Origin of the sequence: Nostoc edaphicum CCNP1411 (assembly GCF_014023275.1) — a bacterium.
GTDB lineage: Bacteria > Cyanobacteriota > Cyanobacteriia > Cyanobacteriales > Nostocaceae > Nostoc > Nostoc edaphicum_A.
This window is the reverse complement of the sequence record NZ_CP054698.1, coordinates 5,658,958-5,674,192: the sequence shown is the minus strand read 5'-3', so window position 1 is coordinate 5,674,192 and position 15,235 is coordinate 5,658,958. Positions and strand designations below refer to the sequence as shown.

Genomic DNA, 15,235 nt, shown 5'->3' with positions numbered 1-15,235 from the left:
CGTGCTATTGAGAAATTTTAGAACTTGCTACCGTTACAAATTGTAGTTATTGGGGGTGGGGCTGCGGGATTTTTTGGCGCGATCGCTTGTGCTAAAGCTAATCCTGAAGCCGAAGTTACTTTACTCGAAGCCAGTCGCCAACCTCTAGCGAAAGTGCTAATTTCTGGTGGCGGACGCTGCAACGTAACTCACGCTTGCTTTGATCCGGAGGAATTAGTGCAAAATTACCCCAGAGGTGCAAAAGCTTTGCGGGGTGCTTTGACTCGGTTTGGGCCTCAAGACACAGTAGCTTGGTTTGCTGCTAGTGGAGTCTATCTAAAAACGGAAGCCGATGGCCGGATGTTTCCTGTCACCAATACTTCAGAAACCATTGTGGAATGTCTGATTAAATCGGTGGCGAAAGCTGGCGTAAAACTCCGTATCGGTACACATGTAACTTCGGTGAAACGAACCTCAGCAGATGGGGGTTTTGATATTCTTTTGAAATCGGGAGAGACGATTAAATGCGATCGCCTACTTCTGGCAACCGGCAGTAGCCTTGCGGGTTATAAAATTGTCCGAGAATTAGGTCATCAAATTGAACCGCCAGTACCCTCGTTATTTACCTTCAATATTGTCGATCCAAAGCTGCGGGATTTAGCTGGAGTTAGCGTTAACCCTGCCCAATTGCGGTTATCTGCGGGCGGAAAATCCAAATTACAACAAACTGGGCCATTGCTAATTACCCACTGGGGTTTGAGTGGCCCCGCTGTTTTGAAACTTTCTGCTTGGGGTGCAAGAGTCCTGCACGAAAGCCGCTATCAAGCCACATTATTGATTAATTGGCTACCTGATTTGCAACAAGAACAAGTGCGAGAAAAAGTTTTAGCAGTTAAGGATGAATGGGGAAAGAAAGCGATCGCATTGCATCGCGGCGTTGAGTTACCCCATCGTCTCTGGCAATATATCATTGCCCGTGTAGGCATTACTACAGAAGACCGTTGGGCAGAAATATCTAGTAAAACCTTAAATCAACTGGTGCAAGAACTTACTCAGGGACAATACTTAATCAATGGCAAAGGAGCCTTTAAAGAAGAATTTGTTACCTGTGGCGGCGTCAACCTCAAAGAAGTCAACTTCAAGACAATGGAAAGTAGGTTAGTTCCTGGTCTTTATTTTGCCGGAGAAATCTTAGATATTGATGGCGTCACCGGCGGGTTTAACTTCCAAAGTGCTTGGACAACCGGTTATTTAGCAGGAATAGCAATGGCGACTAGCGACTAGTACCGCAAGGCGGAATTAAAAATTAAAAATTAAAAATTAAAAATGAAGACAGCGTAAGGGTTTTGTTGATTGGGAATGGGTGGTTTATTTCCGCCGTGCTTTACTAGTAGTCTGTCAATAAATAATTGATGGATAAATTCCTTGTAGAGACGGCGATTTATCGCGTCTCTCTAACCTGAGCGCCGACTTTCAGCGCTCAGACTTTTCTGCGTGTTAACCTCAATCCATTTACAAAATATCTACGAAGAAGCGATCGCTACTTAACTATATTTACTTATAAAAATTCATACTAATCCTTTCGCATTTCCCACCTTGCCACTCCGCATTCACACCAGCCACCCTAGAGAAGGCAAATTTTTCCGGGTGTATTACTTTTTTCATGAAAAATATATGATCACTGATAAAAATACTGCGTCTGAAATTACGTTACACGCTAGCCAGTATATGCTGCATGGTTTTCCAGTACTTGGTATTCCTGATGAGGAGCGTGCTGTTAAATACTTCAGTCTCAATCCATTTCTGCCAAATGCCCAGAATCGTTGTCCAATTGAATGTGCCTATTGTGTCTGTCATCAAGACCGTGAATGGCATCATTATCCACAAAATTTTCAGGATGTCTCATCTCCGGTTGACCTGCTTGATATTTTGCTAGACTGCATTTTTACTACAGAGGAAGGACAAAAGGGTTTTCCGATTTCACTATGCGACTACTCTGATCCCTTTATTCCAGCCCATCGAGAACGTGTACTCTCAATTCTGGATGCACTGATTGACCGCAAAGCCGCCAATATAGTCTACATCACCACCAAAGTCCATCCTGGTCAATCTTTTCTAGAGCGCCTCAAAACAACTCTAGAGCGACCTAATTCACTTCGAGTCACTGTTTTTGTCAGTCTACCACCCTTGAAACCAGGCTATGAGCAAGCCTCAATTCAGAGTCGGGTACAGTTGCTACAAGATTTAGTAAAACTTGGCATTCCGTGTTGTTGGTATCTGCGTCCACTGGTTGAAGAGTGGTTTGATGAAGCTTTAATGTGGCAATTAGCACGCACACTATTACCTGATGTTTCGCGTCACGTTATTCTGTCTGGGCTTGTCATGTCTGAGGAGATTGAAGCGAGTCTGTTAAAACAGGAGTTAATCGTTCCAGAATGGGATTATACACAACCAGGACGTAAGCAATACTTGTCATTGGAGTTCGAGTCAAAACTGCGCTCAATTCTCAGCACAGTTGCTAGTGAACAAAGTATTTCTCTCGGCCCAGTGATGGGACATCGGCTATGCGGTACTAACGGCAATCATGCCTATGGCTGCTTGATTTGCGCCAAACAAAACCGTTATTGCCAACTTTTTCAACTTCATCACTATGGTGAAACGATCGCAGCCGAAGATAATCAACGCCTCAAGACACTACTGATAGGCTCATCTTTACAACGAGAGCCATCAAAAGAAGAATGTCGGTAAAGTATTCCAACCTGAAGCGAAGTTAGGAAAAATCTGATTAGCTTACTGCTACGCGTCTACAAAATTATTGTATTGGAACATAAAGAGGGAAAATTATTTTGCCATCGTAGATCAATTTTGAACACACCCAACAATGAAATTCAGCGAAATCCTCCGTCAGTTTGGTGATGCGGCCACCAATAATAGCCTGACTAGCAACCCAGACCAAGACCCAGAAATTACAGGGGTAGCAGCCATTGATGAAGCTAGCATCGGTACTCTCTGTTACGTAGAAGGTGCAAAATTTAAATCTTTTGTCGGCAATACCAATGCTAGTGCTTTAATTTTGCCCCAGGATGAAAAATTACAGGCGCTTGCACAAGAGAGGGGTATTGTTTGGCTAGCAACCCCAGATCCGCGATTATTGTTTGCCAAAGCGATCGCACTTTTTTACCAACCATATCGCCCTACCCCAGAAATTCATCCCACAGCTGTGATTCACTCCACCGCAAAAGTTGGTAGTGATGTTTATATTGGCCCCCATGCTGTGATTCAACAAGGGGTAGAAATTGGTAATGGCGCAATCATTCATCCCAATGTAGTGATTTATCCAGATGTCAAAATAGGCGATCGCACCACCTTACACGCCAACTGTACCATCCACGAACGCACCCGCATCGGTGCAGATTGCGTCATTCACAGTGGTGCTGTCATTGGTGCAGAAGGCTTTGGTTTTGTTCCTACCCGTGCTGGTTGGTTCAAAATGGAACAATCAGGCTGTACAGTCTTAGAAGATGGTGTGGAAGTTGGCTGCAACACCGCCATTGACCGCCCAGCCGTCGGAGAAACACGGATAGGTCGCAGTACAGTAATTGATAACTTAGTCCAAATAGGTCATGGTTGCCAAATTGGTTCTGGCTGTGCGATCGCAGGTCAGGCTGGGATGGCGGGAGGTGTTAAACTAGGAAATCGCGTTATTTTAGCTGGACAAACAGGCATAGCCAATCAAGTGAAGATGGGAGATGGGGCGATCGCATCTGCTCAAACTGGAATTCACAGCGATGTTGCACCAGGAGAAATTGTCTGCGGAACACCAGCCATTCCTCACAAACTATATCTCAAGGTATCTGCTGTTTATAGTCGCCTGCCAGATATGTATCAATCGCTAAAACAGTTGCAACGTAAATTCAAAAATAGCAATGATTAAGCTACTGCTGTAATGGATTTAAATCCCTGATTTTTTAATAAGTTGGAGATTTGGGCAGCAACTTTATCAAGACTTACGCAAACAATAACCGAAAAGAATGATTTTCAGGTAGGGGCAATTCATAAATTGCTTCTACAGCATATAGTTTTGCGTAAGTCCTATTTATAAGAATGTTGGTTGAAAACCCCAAAGTTGAATTTGGGGGACGGCAGTTGCGATGAGTCGAGAAAGCCGTTCTAAGCATTTCATAAAATCTTACTTTTTTCTTGACTACATCTTCATCAAACTCAAATTTGACAGAAATTTTTACAGTTGGTTCAGCATTTTATGCGTCTGGGGTATTACACGCACATGCCTGACAAAGCCCTTCATCAAAGCTTGCCACGTCAAAACTTGATCGCTCGAAGGCGCAAGCATCGATATTGGGGAAAATTGTTCAGATACTGCCAAAGGCGTAACAGGTTGTAAAAATACTGAGATATCTGGACTAACCTCTGCCACCAAGGAAGCTGAACGTTCTAACTCGGCGGGATCTGTGTTTTGAGACACAATTATCTTGACAAAAACATTTAAATATGAGTCATAACATAACTGGAGAAATTTACTATGTTCTTGCCAATGACTTTCGCCGCTAACACTGGGCAATTTGAAATCCATACCTACAGAGTCTAAGTAGGGGAGAATCATTGCTAGTTGTTCTGGGCGATGTCCGCCAGTTTCTAAGTATATAGGTAGACCAGTTATGGCTCGCACTTGAGGTAGAAACTGCGTTAGAAATGAGGCATGAAGAAGTGGTTCGCCTCCAGTTAAGCTAATGCTATCGTGTAGACAAGGTAGATTTTGCTGTTCCACCCATTCGATTAAGATGGGTAATGGGACAGGGTTAGAGTGGATTTCAAAGTCGCGCAATCCAGGCGATCGCTCTATCCGACAAGTTGCAGGTGCATTCCAAGTGTGGGCACTATCACAAAAGTGACAGCGCAAATCACACAAAGCAAAACGAATAAATATCTGACGCGTCCCTACATTCAGTCCTTCCCCTTGAATGGCAGAAAAGACCTCAACCAGGCGTGCGGTAGGTGTAACCGTATTTTTAGCAATCATTTGATGAGAGCAACGCGATCGCGCTGCGTCGGCACAACAGCAAGGATGTTTTTTGGCTTCTTGTTCTATTGTGAATCGTCGCTAGCGATCTCCAATCTCAGCCCCGGTAAATAACAATTAGTCCTTACTACTACTGATTCCAATATTAGGTTAGGTAATTTTGTAGGACAAAATAATGTTTGGCAGATTACATTATACATGGCAACGAAAGTGCAAAGCTTCATGACTAGCCAACCGACAGAGGTCGATTTTCCAGTTAATTCCCTAAACGACACGGCTATAGTGCAGGTGCCCGCGCGGTTGAGCGTGCTGGAGGCTTTAGGGTTTAAGCAAACCTGCCAAGGCTTAATCCAGACCAATTCACATCCCAAGCAAATCATCATTGATTTTCACCAAACTACTTTTATGGATAGTAGTGGTTTAGGTGCCCTGGTCAGTAATTTTAAATACGCCCAGACCAAAGGGATTACATTAACACTGCGGAATGTAACACCTCAAGTAATGGCAGTCCTAAAACTTACCGGATTGGATCAAGTTTTTCCCCTAGAACTTGTGGACGATGGGTCGTTAATCAAACAAGAAGACTTAGTAGATAACCGGAAAACAACTTCCCGTAAAGTAGAGCAGTTACCCACTACTCACCCTTCTGTGGCATCTTGGATGAAACGGTTATTAGACATTGTGGGATCTGTGGTCGGTTTATTAATTACAGGAGTTTTGTTTATTCCGATTGCGATCGCTATTCAAATTAATGATCCCGGCCCAATTTTCTTTAGTCAAACCCGCTGTGGTTGGATGGGTAAGCGGTTTCAGATTTGGAAATTCCGCTCCATGTGTGTGGATGCGGAAGCGAAGAAATCCCAAGTCAAAAACCAAGTGCAAGGTGCTTTTTTCAAGAATGATAATGATCCCAGAATTACCAAAGTAGGGCGTTTTTTACGGCGAACTAGTCTTGATGAACTGCCACAATTTTGGAACGTCCTCAAAGGACAAATGAGTTTAGTAGGTACTCGACCACCTACACCCGATGAAGTAGAACGCTACGAAGTACCAGAGTGGCAACGTTTAGATGTTAAACCTGGTATGACTGGGGAATGGCAGGTAAATGGACGTTCTACAGTCCGTAGTTTTGAAGATGTAATTCGCCTAGATTTGCAGTATCAAAAAAATTGGAGTTTGGTGTACGATTTAAAGCTAATTTTCAAAACTATAGCTATTCTGTTTAATAGAAACAGTGGTGCTGTTTAGCTAATTACCCTTATTCACAATTTTTTGCTAACTCTCAACTCTCACAATAATTGTTAGATGCACCCAAGTCTATATTTAGGCTTGGGTCAATTTTAGGTTTACCTACAGCACCAGGTAAGTGTTAGCCAATTTTGGATTTTGGATTGTGAATCATTCAATCCAAAATCTAAAATATGGTAATTCTCTGCGTCAGATTATCCTACTGCCTTCTGAACACCAAGTACTTCAACCGGTTGCACCTCTGGCAATAAACGCTTCATGCCTTGCTTAACAAACCCCTGCAAAAAACCAATCTGCTGATTTTGCTGAAATACCTTTTGCAATGTTTGCCGTAAATTCTCCAAATTCAAACCAGTTCCAGAATCTATTGCTATTTCCTGGTGTTGGAAATACTCAACTAGGCTTAACCCTGCTACTCTGGTCAGATAAGCTGCACTTACGCCCTGGACTACGCCACCAGCAACAAAGGTAACGGCATTACTTTTAAGAACAGTACTAATAGCCTTTGTAGAAAGTTCAACTAAACCCAGTTTCAGCATTAAACTTCCCATTGCTCCAGCTACGGTTTGTGCTTGTTCAAGGGAAAATTTCTGCTGATAGATATTACCCAAATCCATTACCATTTGAGCATTAATTGCCGCAGTCGCCAGAATATCAAGGGCTGGGACTGGGTTAGCAAAGGCAGCAGCAGCAGCTATCCATTGATATTGTTCAATAATTGGAGTGGCGCGATCGCGTCTGGTTCCATTCAGCCAGTTTTTCGCCTCAGCTTTCAACAACCCAGCTTTTCTCATGGTAGTTACCCAAACCAGGCGTTGTCCTTGCTGTACCAAAGCTTCACCCAACTGCTGCGTCAACTGCTGGATATCTGCTGCTGGTTGTTCCATCCACTCTTGCACAGAACCATCAGCCTCATGCTTTCGGACTTTGATGGCAATGGGAGAGGCCGCGGTTGCAACTACATTTCCCTGCATCCGCTGTTTTAATGACAGCAAGATGCTGGCGCTTTCATCAGTTAAATACTGATCTTGTTTGTTGAAAACCAGGATTGTGGATTGATTTGCTGCTTTTAGCTGCTGTAAGGTTTGAAATTCTGAGTCTGTCAAATCACCGTTTGTCAGAAATAGCACAAAATCAGATTTTGCTACTTCTGCCAAAATAGCCGCATCTGAATTTTCACCGACTTCTCTAAATAAAGGTGCTGTTTCTTCTAAAGACACAAAATTTTGTGTTTCTAGATTTTGCTCTAGCACATGAATTAAAGTGCTTTTACCCACGGATTTCCCGCCAGTCACAGCCACTTTAATTTTTTGCCTGTCTAATTCCAACAACAATTGGGCAACTTGTTCTCTGAGTGTTTGTAAGGCCGGATGGTTTTCTGATTCTTGTGCCAGTTGGTTAATTACAGTCTCAGTCTTAGCGATCGCACTTTCCACAGTCGGCCGATCCACAACCATACCATTTAGCTGCTCTAAACTGTCTTTCGGGCGATTTTGTTGGAATAACCACAAACCTCCGCCTACAGCTAAGGCACTCAATAAACCAAACTCACCCACCTGCACTATAGAATCGTGCCAACTGTCCAACATCCACAAAGAAAAGGACAGTCCCAATCCTCCCACTAAAATTGGTCGCTGCAACTTCACAACCATGATTCTCCGCGCCTTTTAGATGGCTATTTCTTCCAGAATAGATCAAAATAAAACAAAAACCCTGCAATCTTAACTGATTGTAGGGTTTTGTTTCATCTTTTATTTGGTGGCGGGAAGTGGATTTGAACCACTGACCTTCGGGTTATGAGCCCGACGAGCTACCAGGCTGCTCTATCCCGCGTTGCTCTCGACTTATTTATAATAACCTATAGTCAAGAGTTTGGCAACTACAAAAATGATAATTCTCCAATTACTTCTAAACGCTTGTATTTTCCCAAGGTGACAAACTTCTCTGAGAGGCTTTGTGCGGCGCTGGGACTAATCCAACCCATTTGTTGGAGTAAGTGAATAGCAACGGCATGTTTTGCCCGTTTTGCCCCATCCATAACTTTAATTGCCAATCCCATGCCTTCACCGAGTCTACCAATGCACTGCACTCCTTCGGCACCAGCTTTACTGACTAGTTCCCCTGGAGTTAAGCGCATCAGTTCGGTATCAAATTCTCCATCTCCTGCTACCAAAGCGGGGTGATGAGTCATCGCACGGACAATGCGCTCCATATCTAAGTTAGTACTAGAGGCTAACAGGGCATATAAAGACGCCATGTGACCGAGTTGCATCAGATAAGTTGGTGCGCCGCAGTCATCATGAGCGCTGATAAATTCCTCCGCTGGCATTCGCAGCAATTCTGCTACTTTGCCCAAAATCAACTGCTGTATTGGGTGCTTGCGATCCAAATAGTTATTCAAGGGCCAATGGCGTTGCTGACAAACAGCTAACATTCCTGCGTGTTTTCCAGAGCAATTGTATTCTAAAGGACTCCGTTTGCCTTCAGGAATTGGACACTGGAGTATAGTCGGGTCAAGATCGGCCCGCCAAAGAATGTTAAATACCTGTCGGACTTGATCTATTCTGCCTTTATGGGAACTTGTAATAATTGCTAAGTCGCGATCGCTGAGTTTATAGCGTTCCAGTGTACCTGTGGTGGTGACTGCGAGTGCCTGAAATGGTTTGAGGGCTGAACGGATAAATGCAGCAGTTTCAGAATTTCCGGCAACGGTTAAAACCCGTCCTCGTTCGTCGCAGACAACAGCTTGGACTATATGCCTGGATTCAATAATACCTTCCCGCAGCAACCGGACTTCCAGTGCTGTGGCTTGAGTTCGTTTTCCCATTGTCATGGGTTTATATTTATCACCTTTTTTAATTAATTTAGTCATTGGTCATTGGTCATTAGTCCTTAGCTAATGACTAATGACCAATGACTTTTTAAAACAAATGCCAAACTATAGTACCAATAACGTACATTCCCGCCAAGCCAGCAAAGGTAAATTGTAACCGCCGCAGAATGGGTTTGATTTCGTATGCAACAATTAAGCGATCGCGGTTGAGGACTTCCTGTGGTTTTGTCCAAGTTTGGCCGTCGTACCAGCCGGACTCTTCATAAAAGACTGTGGGACTACAAAGGCGATCGCACACGTAGAACCAGCCTAAGTACAACCTTACCAGTATAAGCACTAACCCGACACTCGCTCCTGCTGCACCACAGAGAATAAAATGTGCAATATACTTGTGAGGTGCAAAACTTGCCGCAGCTATAGGCCCTGCAAAAAGCCAAGATAAACCCCAAATCCAAACCAGTTTCGTGATATACTCGCGCAAATCTAAAGTAGTATCACGAAACAACCAGGAAGTTTTTAACTCTTCGTATTCATTGAGCGGTTGTTGGTCTGTAGGAACTGGGCAATTAGAAACCGAAGACCTAATCATGTTGGTTTACCCTCACCTTCATCAGATTCTGGAAGGGAAATACGCTCTGCATGAATCCAGAACGCTTCTAAATTATAAAACTCCCGTTCTTTGGGCATCATGATGTGAACGATCACATCACCGTAGTCTTGTAGTACCCAACTCCCCTCAACTTTTCCTTCTGTTCTTAAGGGACGGCGTTGCAACTCAGTTTCTACTTTTCCTTCAATTGCTTGAGCGATCGCCCTGACCTGTACTTTAGAATAGCCAGTCATCATCACAAAGTAATCAGCCAGGTAAGACACCTCTGCTACTTTCAGCAATAAAATCTCACCTGCTTTGCGGTCTGATGCCGCAACAGCGATCGTTGCAGCTAATTTTTCACTCGCTTCTTCGGTTTGGCCGTGGCTTATTACCGCACTCTTTGTCAGTGGGACAGATTGCAATGGGAAATTTCCTTGGAAATAATCAGTCATTAAACCTCAGGTGCTTTCTTCCTTTTGAAACAATTGTTTACATTTACTTACAAACAACAAACAATTGATCTGACCAAATGTGTCAATAGGTTTTTTTGAATACTAACAAAAAAACAGGTGTCTATGGGGCTAGTTTGATAATTGACTGTTTCGATGCAGTTGCGGACGGTTATTATGCAGCGATAAATCAACCAATAGCAATTTCCAGCGAAAATAATCGCAGATTCATCAAACAGCATAATATGTAATGGAAAGCTAGTAATTCGCAGATAAGGCCACATCTAGCCTTTAGACTATCTGCCTGCTAAAAATTACGACACAACACAGCATACTCATAACTGGTCTACCAAAAGTGCAATTCCCATACGTATATTTTATGTAATTCTATATACTTAATTGAGTCTGAGCCACGGATTGAATGAAGCGAAGCCGTGGAATTTTTGGTTCAACAATGTACTTGGAAACCAGCTTTTCTATTGCTGTATATTTCCTGATAAAATTTGGCTACCCTCAAAATCTTCTATATCTAGATTTGAGGGCTTGACACTCTCCGATTCTAGCCTTGTGGTAGTTAAATGTAACTTTGCTACGGAGATTAAACTTCTTGTTTCGTAACTATGCCTGTAGACTGAATTGCTCGACGATCTGCTGTCAATGAGTAACACAAGGACTCATACTGATTTAAAGCTTGCTCAAAAGCATATTGCTCAACGGCATATTGACGACTTTTGTAACCCAGAGTTTTGACTTTTTCGGGGTTTTGGTACAAATCTAAAATTGCCATAGCTAAGGCTTGGGGATCTTCTGGAGGAACGATAATTCCACCACCACTTTGCCTGATGGCTCTTGCTGCCGTACCATTATCGGGGACAGAGGCAACTAAAGCCCCTCCACTGGCAAGTAGCACTTGAATTTTTGACGGCATATTGAAGGATACAACATTTTTCTTTTGCACCACCAAGCCTACATCGGCTGCTGACAACATTTGTGGCAAATCTTTGCGGGGTTGAAATGGCAGTAGCAAAACATTATCTGCGCCGCAGTGTAGACATTCCTGTTGCAATCGCTGTAAACCTTTTGCCTCTCCAACGATGACAAAAACAATATCTGGGATATGGCGCAACACAGAAGCAGCTTTGACGACGCTTTCTAAGCCTTGGGTTAGAGCTATGTTACCGGAATAAAGTACTACAAATTTGCCATTCAGATTATGCGCTGCCCGGAAAGGGTTATCTTCTTTAGGCAAAGGGCGGATAAAATTTACATCAACCCAGTTGGGAATTTGTACAATTTTGTCAGCTTCTACGCCCTTACCTCGCAAATTGTCCACAAACCCATCGGCGATGACGCTAATTTTACTAGCAGTCCGGTAGGCAAATTTTTCCAATAATGTAAATAACTGGATGAGCAGTTTATTTTTCAGTAGACCGACGTGGACGGCTGCTTCTGGTAATATGTCTTGTAGATTTAAAATCACAGGACAAGCACGTAACCATCCTAAAAGAGCAACTGGTACACAGCTTGGTAAGGATGGGGATGTTGACAGAATCACATCTGGACGCCAACCAATCAGGGCGGGCACAAAACTAGTGACAACAAAACTCGCATCTAATAACACCCTATCTAATAAATTGGGTTGTGGACGAATCCAAACGTAACTGCGTTGAATTTGAACGCCATTTTTGTATTCGTTGAGATACCACTTGCCCCGATATTCCTGGTAAATTTGACGCTCAGGGTAGTTAGGCATAGCAGTGACTACGCGCACTTCATGCCCACGTTTTACTAGTCCCTCTGCTAATTCAGTCATCAGTGGGGCTATACCAATTGGCTCTGGATAATAGTTGTAGGAGTAAATTAAAATCCGCATAAAAAGTTAGTCCGAAGTACCCCGGTTTTTTATTTAATGACAAATACTTGTCTTAAACATCATCTGGAGCTTGAAAACTCCTATATCTAATTGTGACCCCAGACTCTTTTTCTGTCAGGGATTTTCCTTAAAGATTGAGTAAACTTTGATATTAAACACTTAGAGTAACTGTGAATTTTTTTGACTATTTAAGCAGTCTTCAAATTGTTCCTTTTTGATTGGTACTTACGTATAAACCCTAAGTTTGATTATATTAATTAAGACTGTTTCAGAATACTAGCAAGGCGCTGGGATAATCTATAAATAATCAGTACTTAAGCACAAGCTACTGAAAATTTTACCACATAGTATGTATATGATACTGAGAAATAAGACTTTGAGAGATTTTTTGTGTAATTCATAAATAATAATATTTATAAAATTATTTTTGGAAAATCACTTTGTAATTGCTTATTTAGAAATACTATAAATATTGTTAGATTTCTTCAAATATTTTTGTCATTTCTGCATTTATTTCATCTGGATAAAATTGTGTTCTACCTGTTCTTTGTCGAAGCCCTTTTTCTAGCTCATCTAATGGATACTGTGATACTACCATTTGTCCATCCATTCCACTAAATCCACTAAGTTGCTCAGTAAATGCAACAATAGCCTGACTTGGTTTTGTTTCATTTGAACTGAAATGAACAACAAAGTTCTTCTCTGTTGAATTATAGTCTACTTTTAATAAGCCTATATTTTCATTTTTTGCTACTTTAATTGCTCCAGACTGAAGTCCAAGTGTTGTAACAAGAATTCCACGTTGTGCTTCTACATCTTTAATAATGTAGGCAAATGCAGCTATTACATTTTGCACTACACATCTTTTTTCATAGTGTTTACATTCAATTAGCACCAGATGATTATCAATATTATAGCCATAAGCATCTACTTCCCATTTAGTTCCAGTCTTTTTACCTATAAGCTTTCTCTTAGGCTTTATCTTTAAATTATGTAAGTTAAAGTATTCTTGGAGATACTTTTGAACCCTGTCATCAGAGAGAATTTTTCTAGTATAATTTTCATATTTCCTCCAATCTGTTTGCTTTTCTAACATTATGAATATTAATTAAATTAAAAAATAAAAGCTAAGTCATATAATACACTATTTGAAATACTAATGTCTAACAGTTACCCTTGTATTTTCTCTTTTTTTGCTGGTTCAGGTTTCCTAGATTTAGGTTTTGAAGCCAGCGGTTTTAATATTGTTTATGTCAATGAAATTTTCTCCCCATTCATCGCTGCCTATCGCCATTCACGGGAAGTTCTGAAAATGCGATCGCCTGAATATGGATATCATCACGGTGAAGCAGCAGATGTAACAAAACTTATCGCTGGAAAAGAAGCACAACGCCTTCAAGAATTAGTCAAAGATTGCCGCAAATCTCATAAGACAATTGGTTTCATCGGTGGGCCTCCCTGTCCTGATTTTTCTATTGGTGGGAAAAATAGAGGACGTTTAGGAGATAATGGCAAGCTTTCCGCTTCTTACGTTGAATTAATTTGCCACAATCTTCCAGATTTCTTTTTGTTTGAGAACGTTAAGGGTTTATGGAAAACCACAAAACACCGTTTATTTTTTGAATCGCTCAAGCAACAATTACAGGAAGCAGGATATATATTAACAGAGCGGTTAATTAATGCTATCGAATATGGTGTACCGCAGGATAGAGAAAGAATTATACTAATTGGCTTCAAGAATAATTTTTTTAAGGATATAGGAATAAAATCCAGTAGTGAAAAGTTACTTGATGGATATTTTCCTTGGAATAATTACATCATATATCCTCAAGAAAAAGTTTTTGCTTACCCCTGGTGTAAGTGTGAGCCATTCAAGGAAAATTCTTTAATACCTTGTCCTGATGGTATACCTGAAGAACTGACAGTTGAATACTGGTTTAGAAAAAATAACGTTCTGAAGCATCCTAATGCTGAACACTATTTTCAACCAAGGGCAGGTATCACAAAATTTGCTGCTGTTGATGAAGGAGATAATTCTAGGAAGTCTTTCAAGCGTCTGCATAGATGGCGTTACTCTCCAACAGCTTGCTATGGAAATAATGAAGTACATTTACATCCTTATAAAGTTCGGCGAATTTCTGTAGCAGAAGCTTTAGCTATTCAATCTTTGCCTGCAAATTTTGTACTTCCAGAGAATATGTCGCTAACGAATATGTTTAAAACTATTGGTAATGGCGTGCCATATTTGGCATCAAAGGCGTTAGCTAAAACTATTATTAACTTCTTAGAAATTGGTGTGAAAAGCACTGTTGATATTACTAACCTTATCACCACATAACGTCAACTTAAATACTTAATGTAATTCCGGGATATCTATGAAGCTAAAATTTCAGACAAATTAGCAGCTTGTTTTCAGGATAAACTCGTAATAAATGTGGTTTAATATATATATAAGAAATGTTTTAATTTTTTATAAAGTTTAATAATCACTGGCAGAAGACACGATGGCAGCAGACTATCCAGACATTGATATTGCGCCATTTATCGATCACTCTCTGTTAACGTCAACAGCTACTCCAGAGCAGGTTGAGCAATGGTGTGAAGAAGCATACAGATTCAATTTTGCGGCGGTTTGTCTGTTCCCCGCTCATGTCAAGCAAGCAGTTGAACTTCTCCACGGTAAGAACCCGAAAGTCTGTACGGTGATTGGCTTTCCTTCTGGTGCGACAACTTCAGCAGTGAAACTATATGAGGCTCAAGAAGCGGTGGATAGTGGGGCCACTGAGTTGGATGTGGTAATGAACTTGGGCTGGTTGAAAGCTGGCAAAACTGAAGAAGTCCACCGGGAGATTGCCGAAATTTGCGAAGAGACTGGGCAAACGGTCAAGGTAATTTTGGAAACCAACCTTTTGACAGATGCGGAGAAAAAAATAGCTGCTGAAATAGCTATGGAAGCGGGAGCAGCATTCTTAAAAACTAGTACAGGTTGGAATGGTGGTGCAACAGTGGCAGATGTACGACTTTTGCGGGAATTGGCAAAAGAAAGGGTGGGAATTAAAGCTTCGGGTAGTATCCGTACTATCAATCAAGCCCTAGAGTTAATTGTAGCGGGTGCTACTAGATTAGGCACATCTCGCGGTATCGATTTGATCCGCCAGCGCGATAACCTGGGAAAAGGTGAATAGTCATTTGTCTTTTGTCCTTTGTCATTTGTCATTTGTCC

The 15,235-nt window shown here is 41.6% G+C and carries 13 protein-coding genes and 1 tRNA gene; 6 read left to right on the top strand and 8 right to left on the bottom strand.

Annotation, left to right across the window (positions count from 1 at the left end; all coding sequences use genetic code 11):
- Positions 1 to 24: 24 nt before the first annotated feature.
- The 3 genes from HUN01_RS26705 to lpxD all read left to right on the top strand — a co-directional run bounded on the left by HUN01_RS26705 (position 25) and on the right by lpxD (position 3,913).
- Positions 25 to 1,263 carry a BaiN/RdsA family NAD(P)/FAD-dependent oxidoreductase gene (locus HUN01_RS26705; RefSeq protein WP_181928684.1) on the top strand — a complete coding sequence of 413 codons (1,239 nt, stop codon included), beginning with the start codon at positions 25 to 27 and terminating at the stop codon, positions 1,261 to 1,263.
- Positions 1,264 to 1,653: 390 nt separating this feature from the next.
- Positions 1,654 to 2,727, top strand: coding sequence for a hypothetical protein (locus HUN01_RS26700; RefSeq protein ID WP_181928683.1), 1,074 nt, complete (start codon positions 1,654 to 1,656; stop codon positions 2,725 to 2,727).
- A 133-nt stretch (positions 2,728 to 2,860) separates the two neighbouring features.
- Positions 2,861 to 3,913: a UDP-3-O-(3-hydroxymyristoyl)glucosamine N-acyltransferase gene (lpxD, locus tag HUN01_RS26695; RefSeq protein ID WP_181928682.1), complete on the top strand. Its 1,053-nt coding sequence runs from the start codon at positions 2,861 to 2,863 to the stop codon at positions 3,911 to 3,913.
- A gap of 306 nt (positions 3,914 to 4,219) precedes the next feature.
- Here the strand turns inward: lpxD and HUN01_RS26690 are convergent, their stop codons facing one another.
- Complete coding sequence (locus HUN01_RS26690) at positions 4,220 to 5,017, bottom strand: 7-carboxy-7-deazaguanine synthase QueE (protein ID WP_181928681.1); 798 nt, start codon at positions 5,015 to 5,017, stop codon at positions 4,220 to 4,222.
- 198 nt (positions 5,018 to 5,215) lie between these two features.
- Between HUN01_RS26690 and HUN01_RS26685 the strand changes: the two genes are divergently transcribed.
- Entirely contained in the window at positions 5,216 to 6,265 is a 1,050-nt protein-coding gene (locus HUN01_RS26685) for an anti-sigma factor antagonist (RefSeq protein WP_181928680.1), read from the top strand.
- A 194-nt stretch (positions 6,266 to 6,459) separates the two neighbouring features.
- Here HUN01_RS26685 and HUN01_RS26680 read toward each other — a convergent pair whose 3' ends face one another.
- The 7 genes from HUN01_RS26680 to HUN01_RS26650 all read right to left on the bottom strand — a co-directional run bounded on the left by HUN01_RS26680 (position 6,460) and on the right by HUN01_RS26650 (position 13,108).
- Entirely contained in the window at positions 6,460 to 7,917 is a 1,458-nt protein-coding gene (locus tag HUN01_RS26680; RefSeq protein WP_181928679.1) for a YcjF family protein, read from the bottom strand.
- A 104-nt stretch (positions 7,918 to 8,021) separates the two neighbouring features.
- Positions 8,022 to 8,098: transfer RNA gene (locus HUN01_RS26675), tRNA-Met, on the bottom strand.
- Between the two features lie 46 nt (positions 8,099 to 8,144).
- On the bottom strand, positions 8,145 to 9,098 hold the full coding sequence (locus HUN01_RS26670; RefSeq protein ID WP_181932832.1) for an asparaginase: 954 nt from the start codon (positions 9,096 to 9,098) through the stop codon (positions 8,145 to 8,147).
- An 88-nt stretch (positions 9,099 to 9,186) separates the two neighbouring features.
- On the bottom strand, positions 9,187 to 9,687 hold the full coding sequence (locus HUN01_RS26665) for a CGLD27 family protein (RefSeq protein ID WP_181928678.1): 501 nt from the start codon (positions 9,685 to 9,687) through the stop codon (positions 9,187 to 9,189).
- On the bottom strand, positions 9,684 to 10,142 hold the full coding sequence (gene rsfS, locus HUN01_RS26660) for a ribosome silencing factor (RefSeq protein ID WP_181928677.1): 459 nt from the start codon (positions 10,140 to 10,142) through the stop codon (positions 9,684 to 9,686). Before rsfS ends, HUN01_RS26665 begins: the two co-directional genes overlap by 4 nt.
- 595 nt (positions 10,143 to 10,737) lie before the next feature.
- On the bottom strand, positions 10,738 to 12,012 hold the full coding sequence (locus HUN01_RS26655; protein WP_181928676.1) for a glycosyltransferase family 4 protein: 1,275 nt from the start codon (positions 12,010 to 12,012) through the stop codon (positions 10,738 to 10,740).
- Between the two features lie 475 nt (positions 12,013 to 12,487).
- A complete protein-coding gene (locus tag HUN01_RS26650) occupies positions 12,488 to 13,108 on the bottom strand; it encodes a restriction endonuclease (RefSeq protein ID WP_181928675.1) in 621 nt (206 codons plus the stop codon).
- A 63-nt stretch (positions 13,109 to 13,171) separates the two neighbouring features.
- On the opposite strand from HUN01_RS26650, the gene HUN01_RS26645 reads away from it, so the two are divergent.
- Positions 13,172 to 14,350, top strand: coding sequence for a DNA cytosine methyltransferase (locus HUN01_RS26645; RefSeq protein WP_181928674.1), 1,179 nt, complete (start codon positions 13,172 to 13,174; stop codon positions 14,348 to 14,350).
- 166 nt (positions 14,351 to 14,516) lie between these two features.
- The gene (deoC, locus tag HUN01_RS26640; protein ID WP_181928673.1) at positions 14,517 to 15,197 is read left to right on the top strand and encodes a deoxyribose-phosphate aldolase; all 681 of its coding nucleotides are present in this window, start codon (positions 14,517 to 14,519) and stop codon (positions 15,195 to 15,197) included.
- The last annotated feature ends 38 nt before the right edge of the window (positions 15,198 to 15,235 follow it).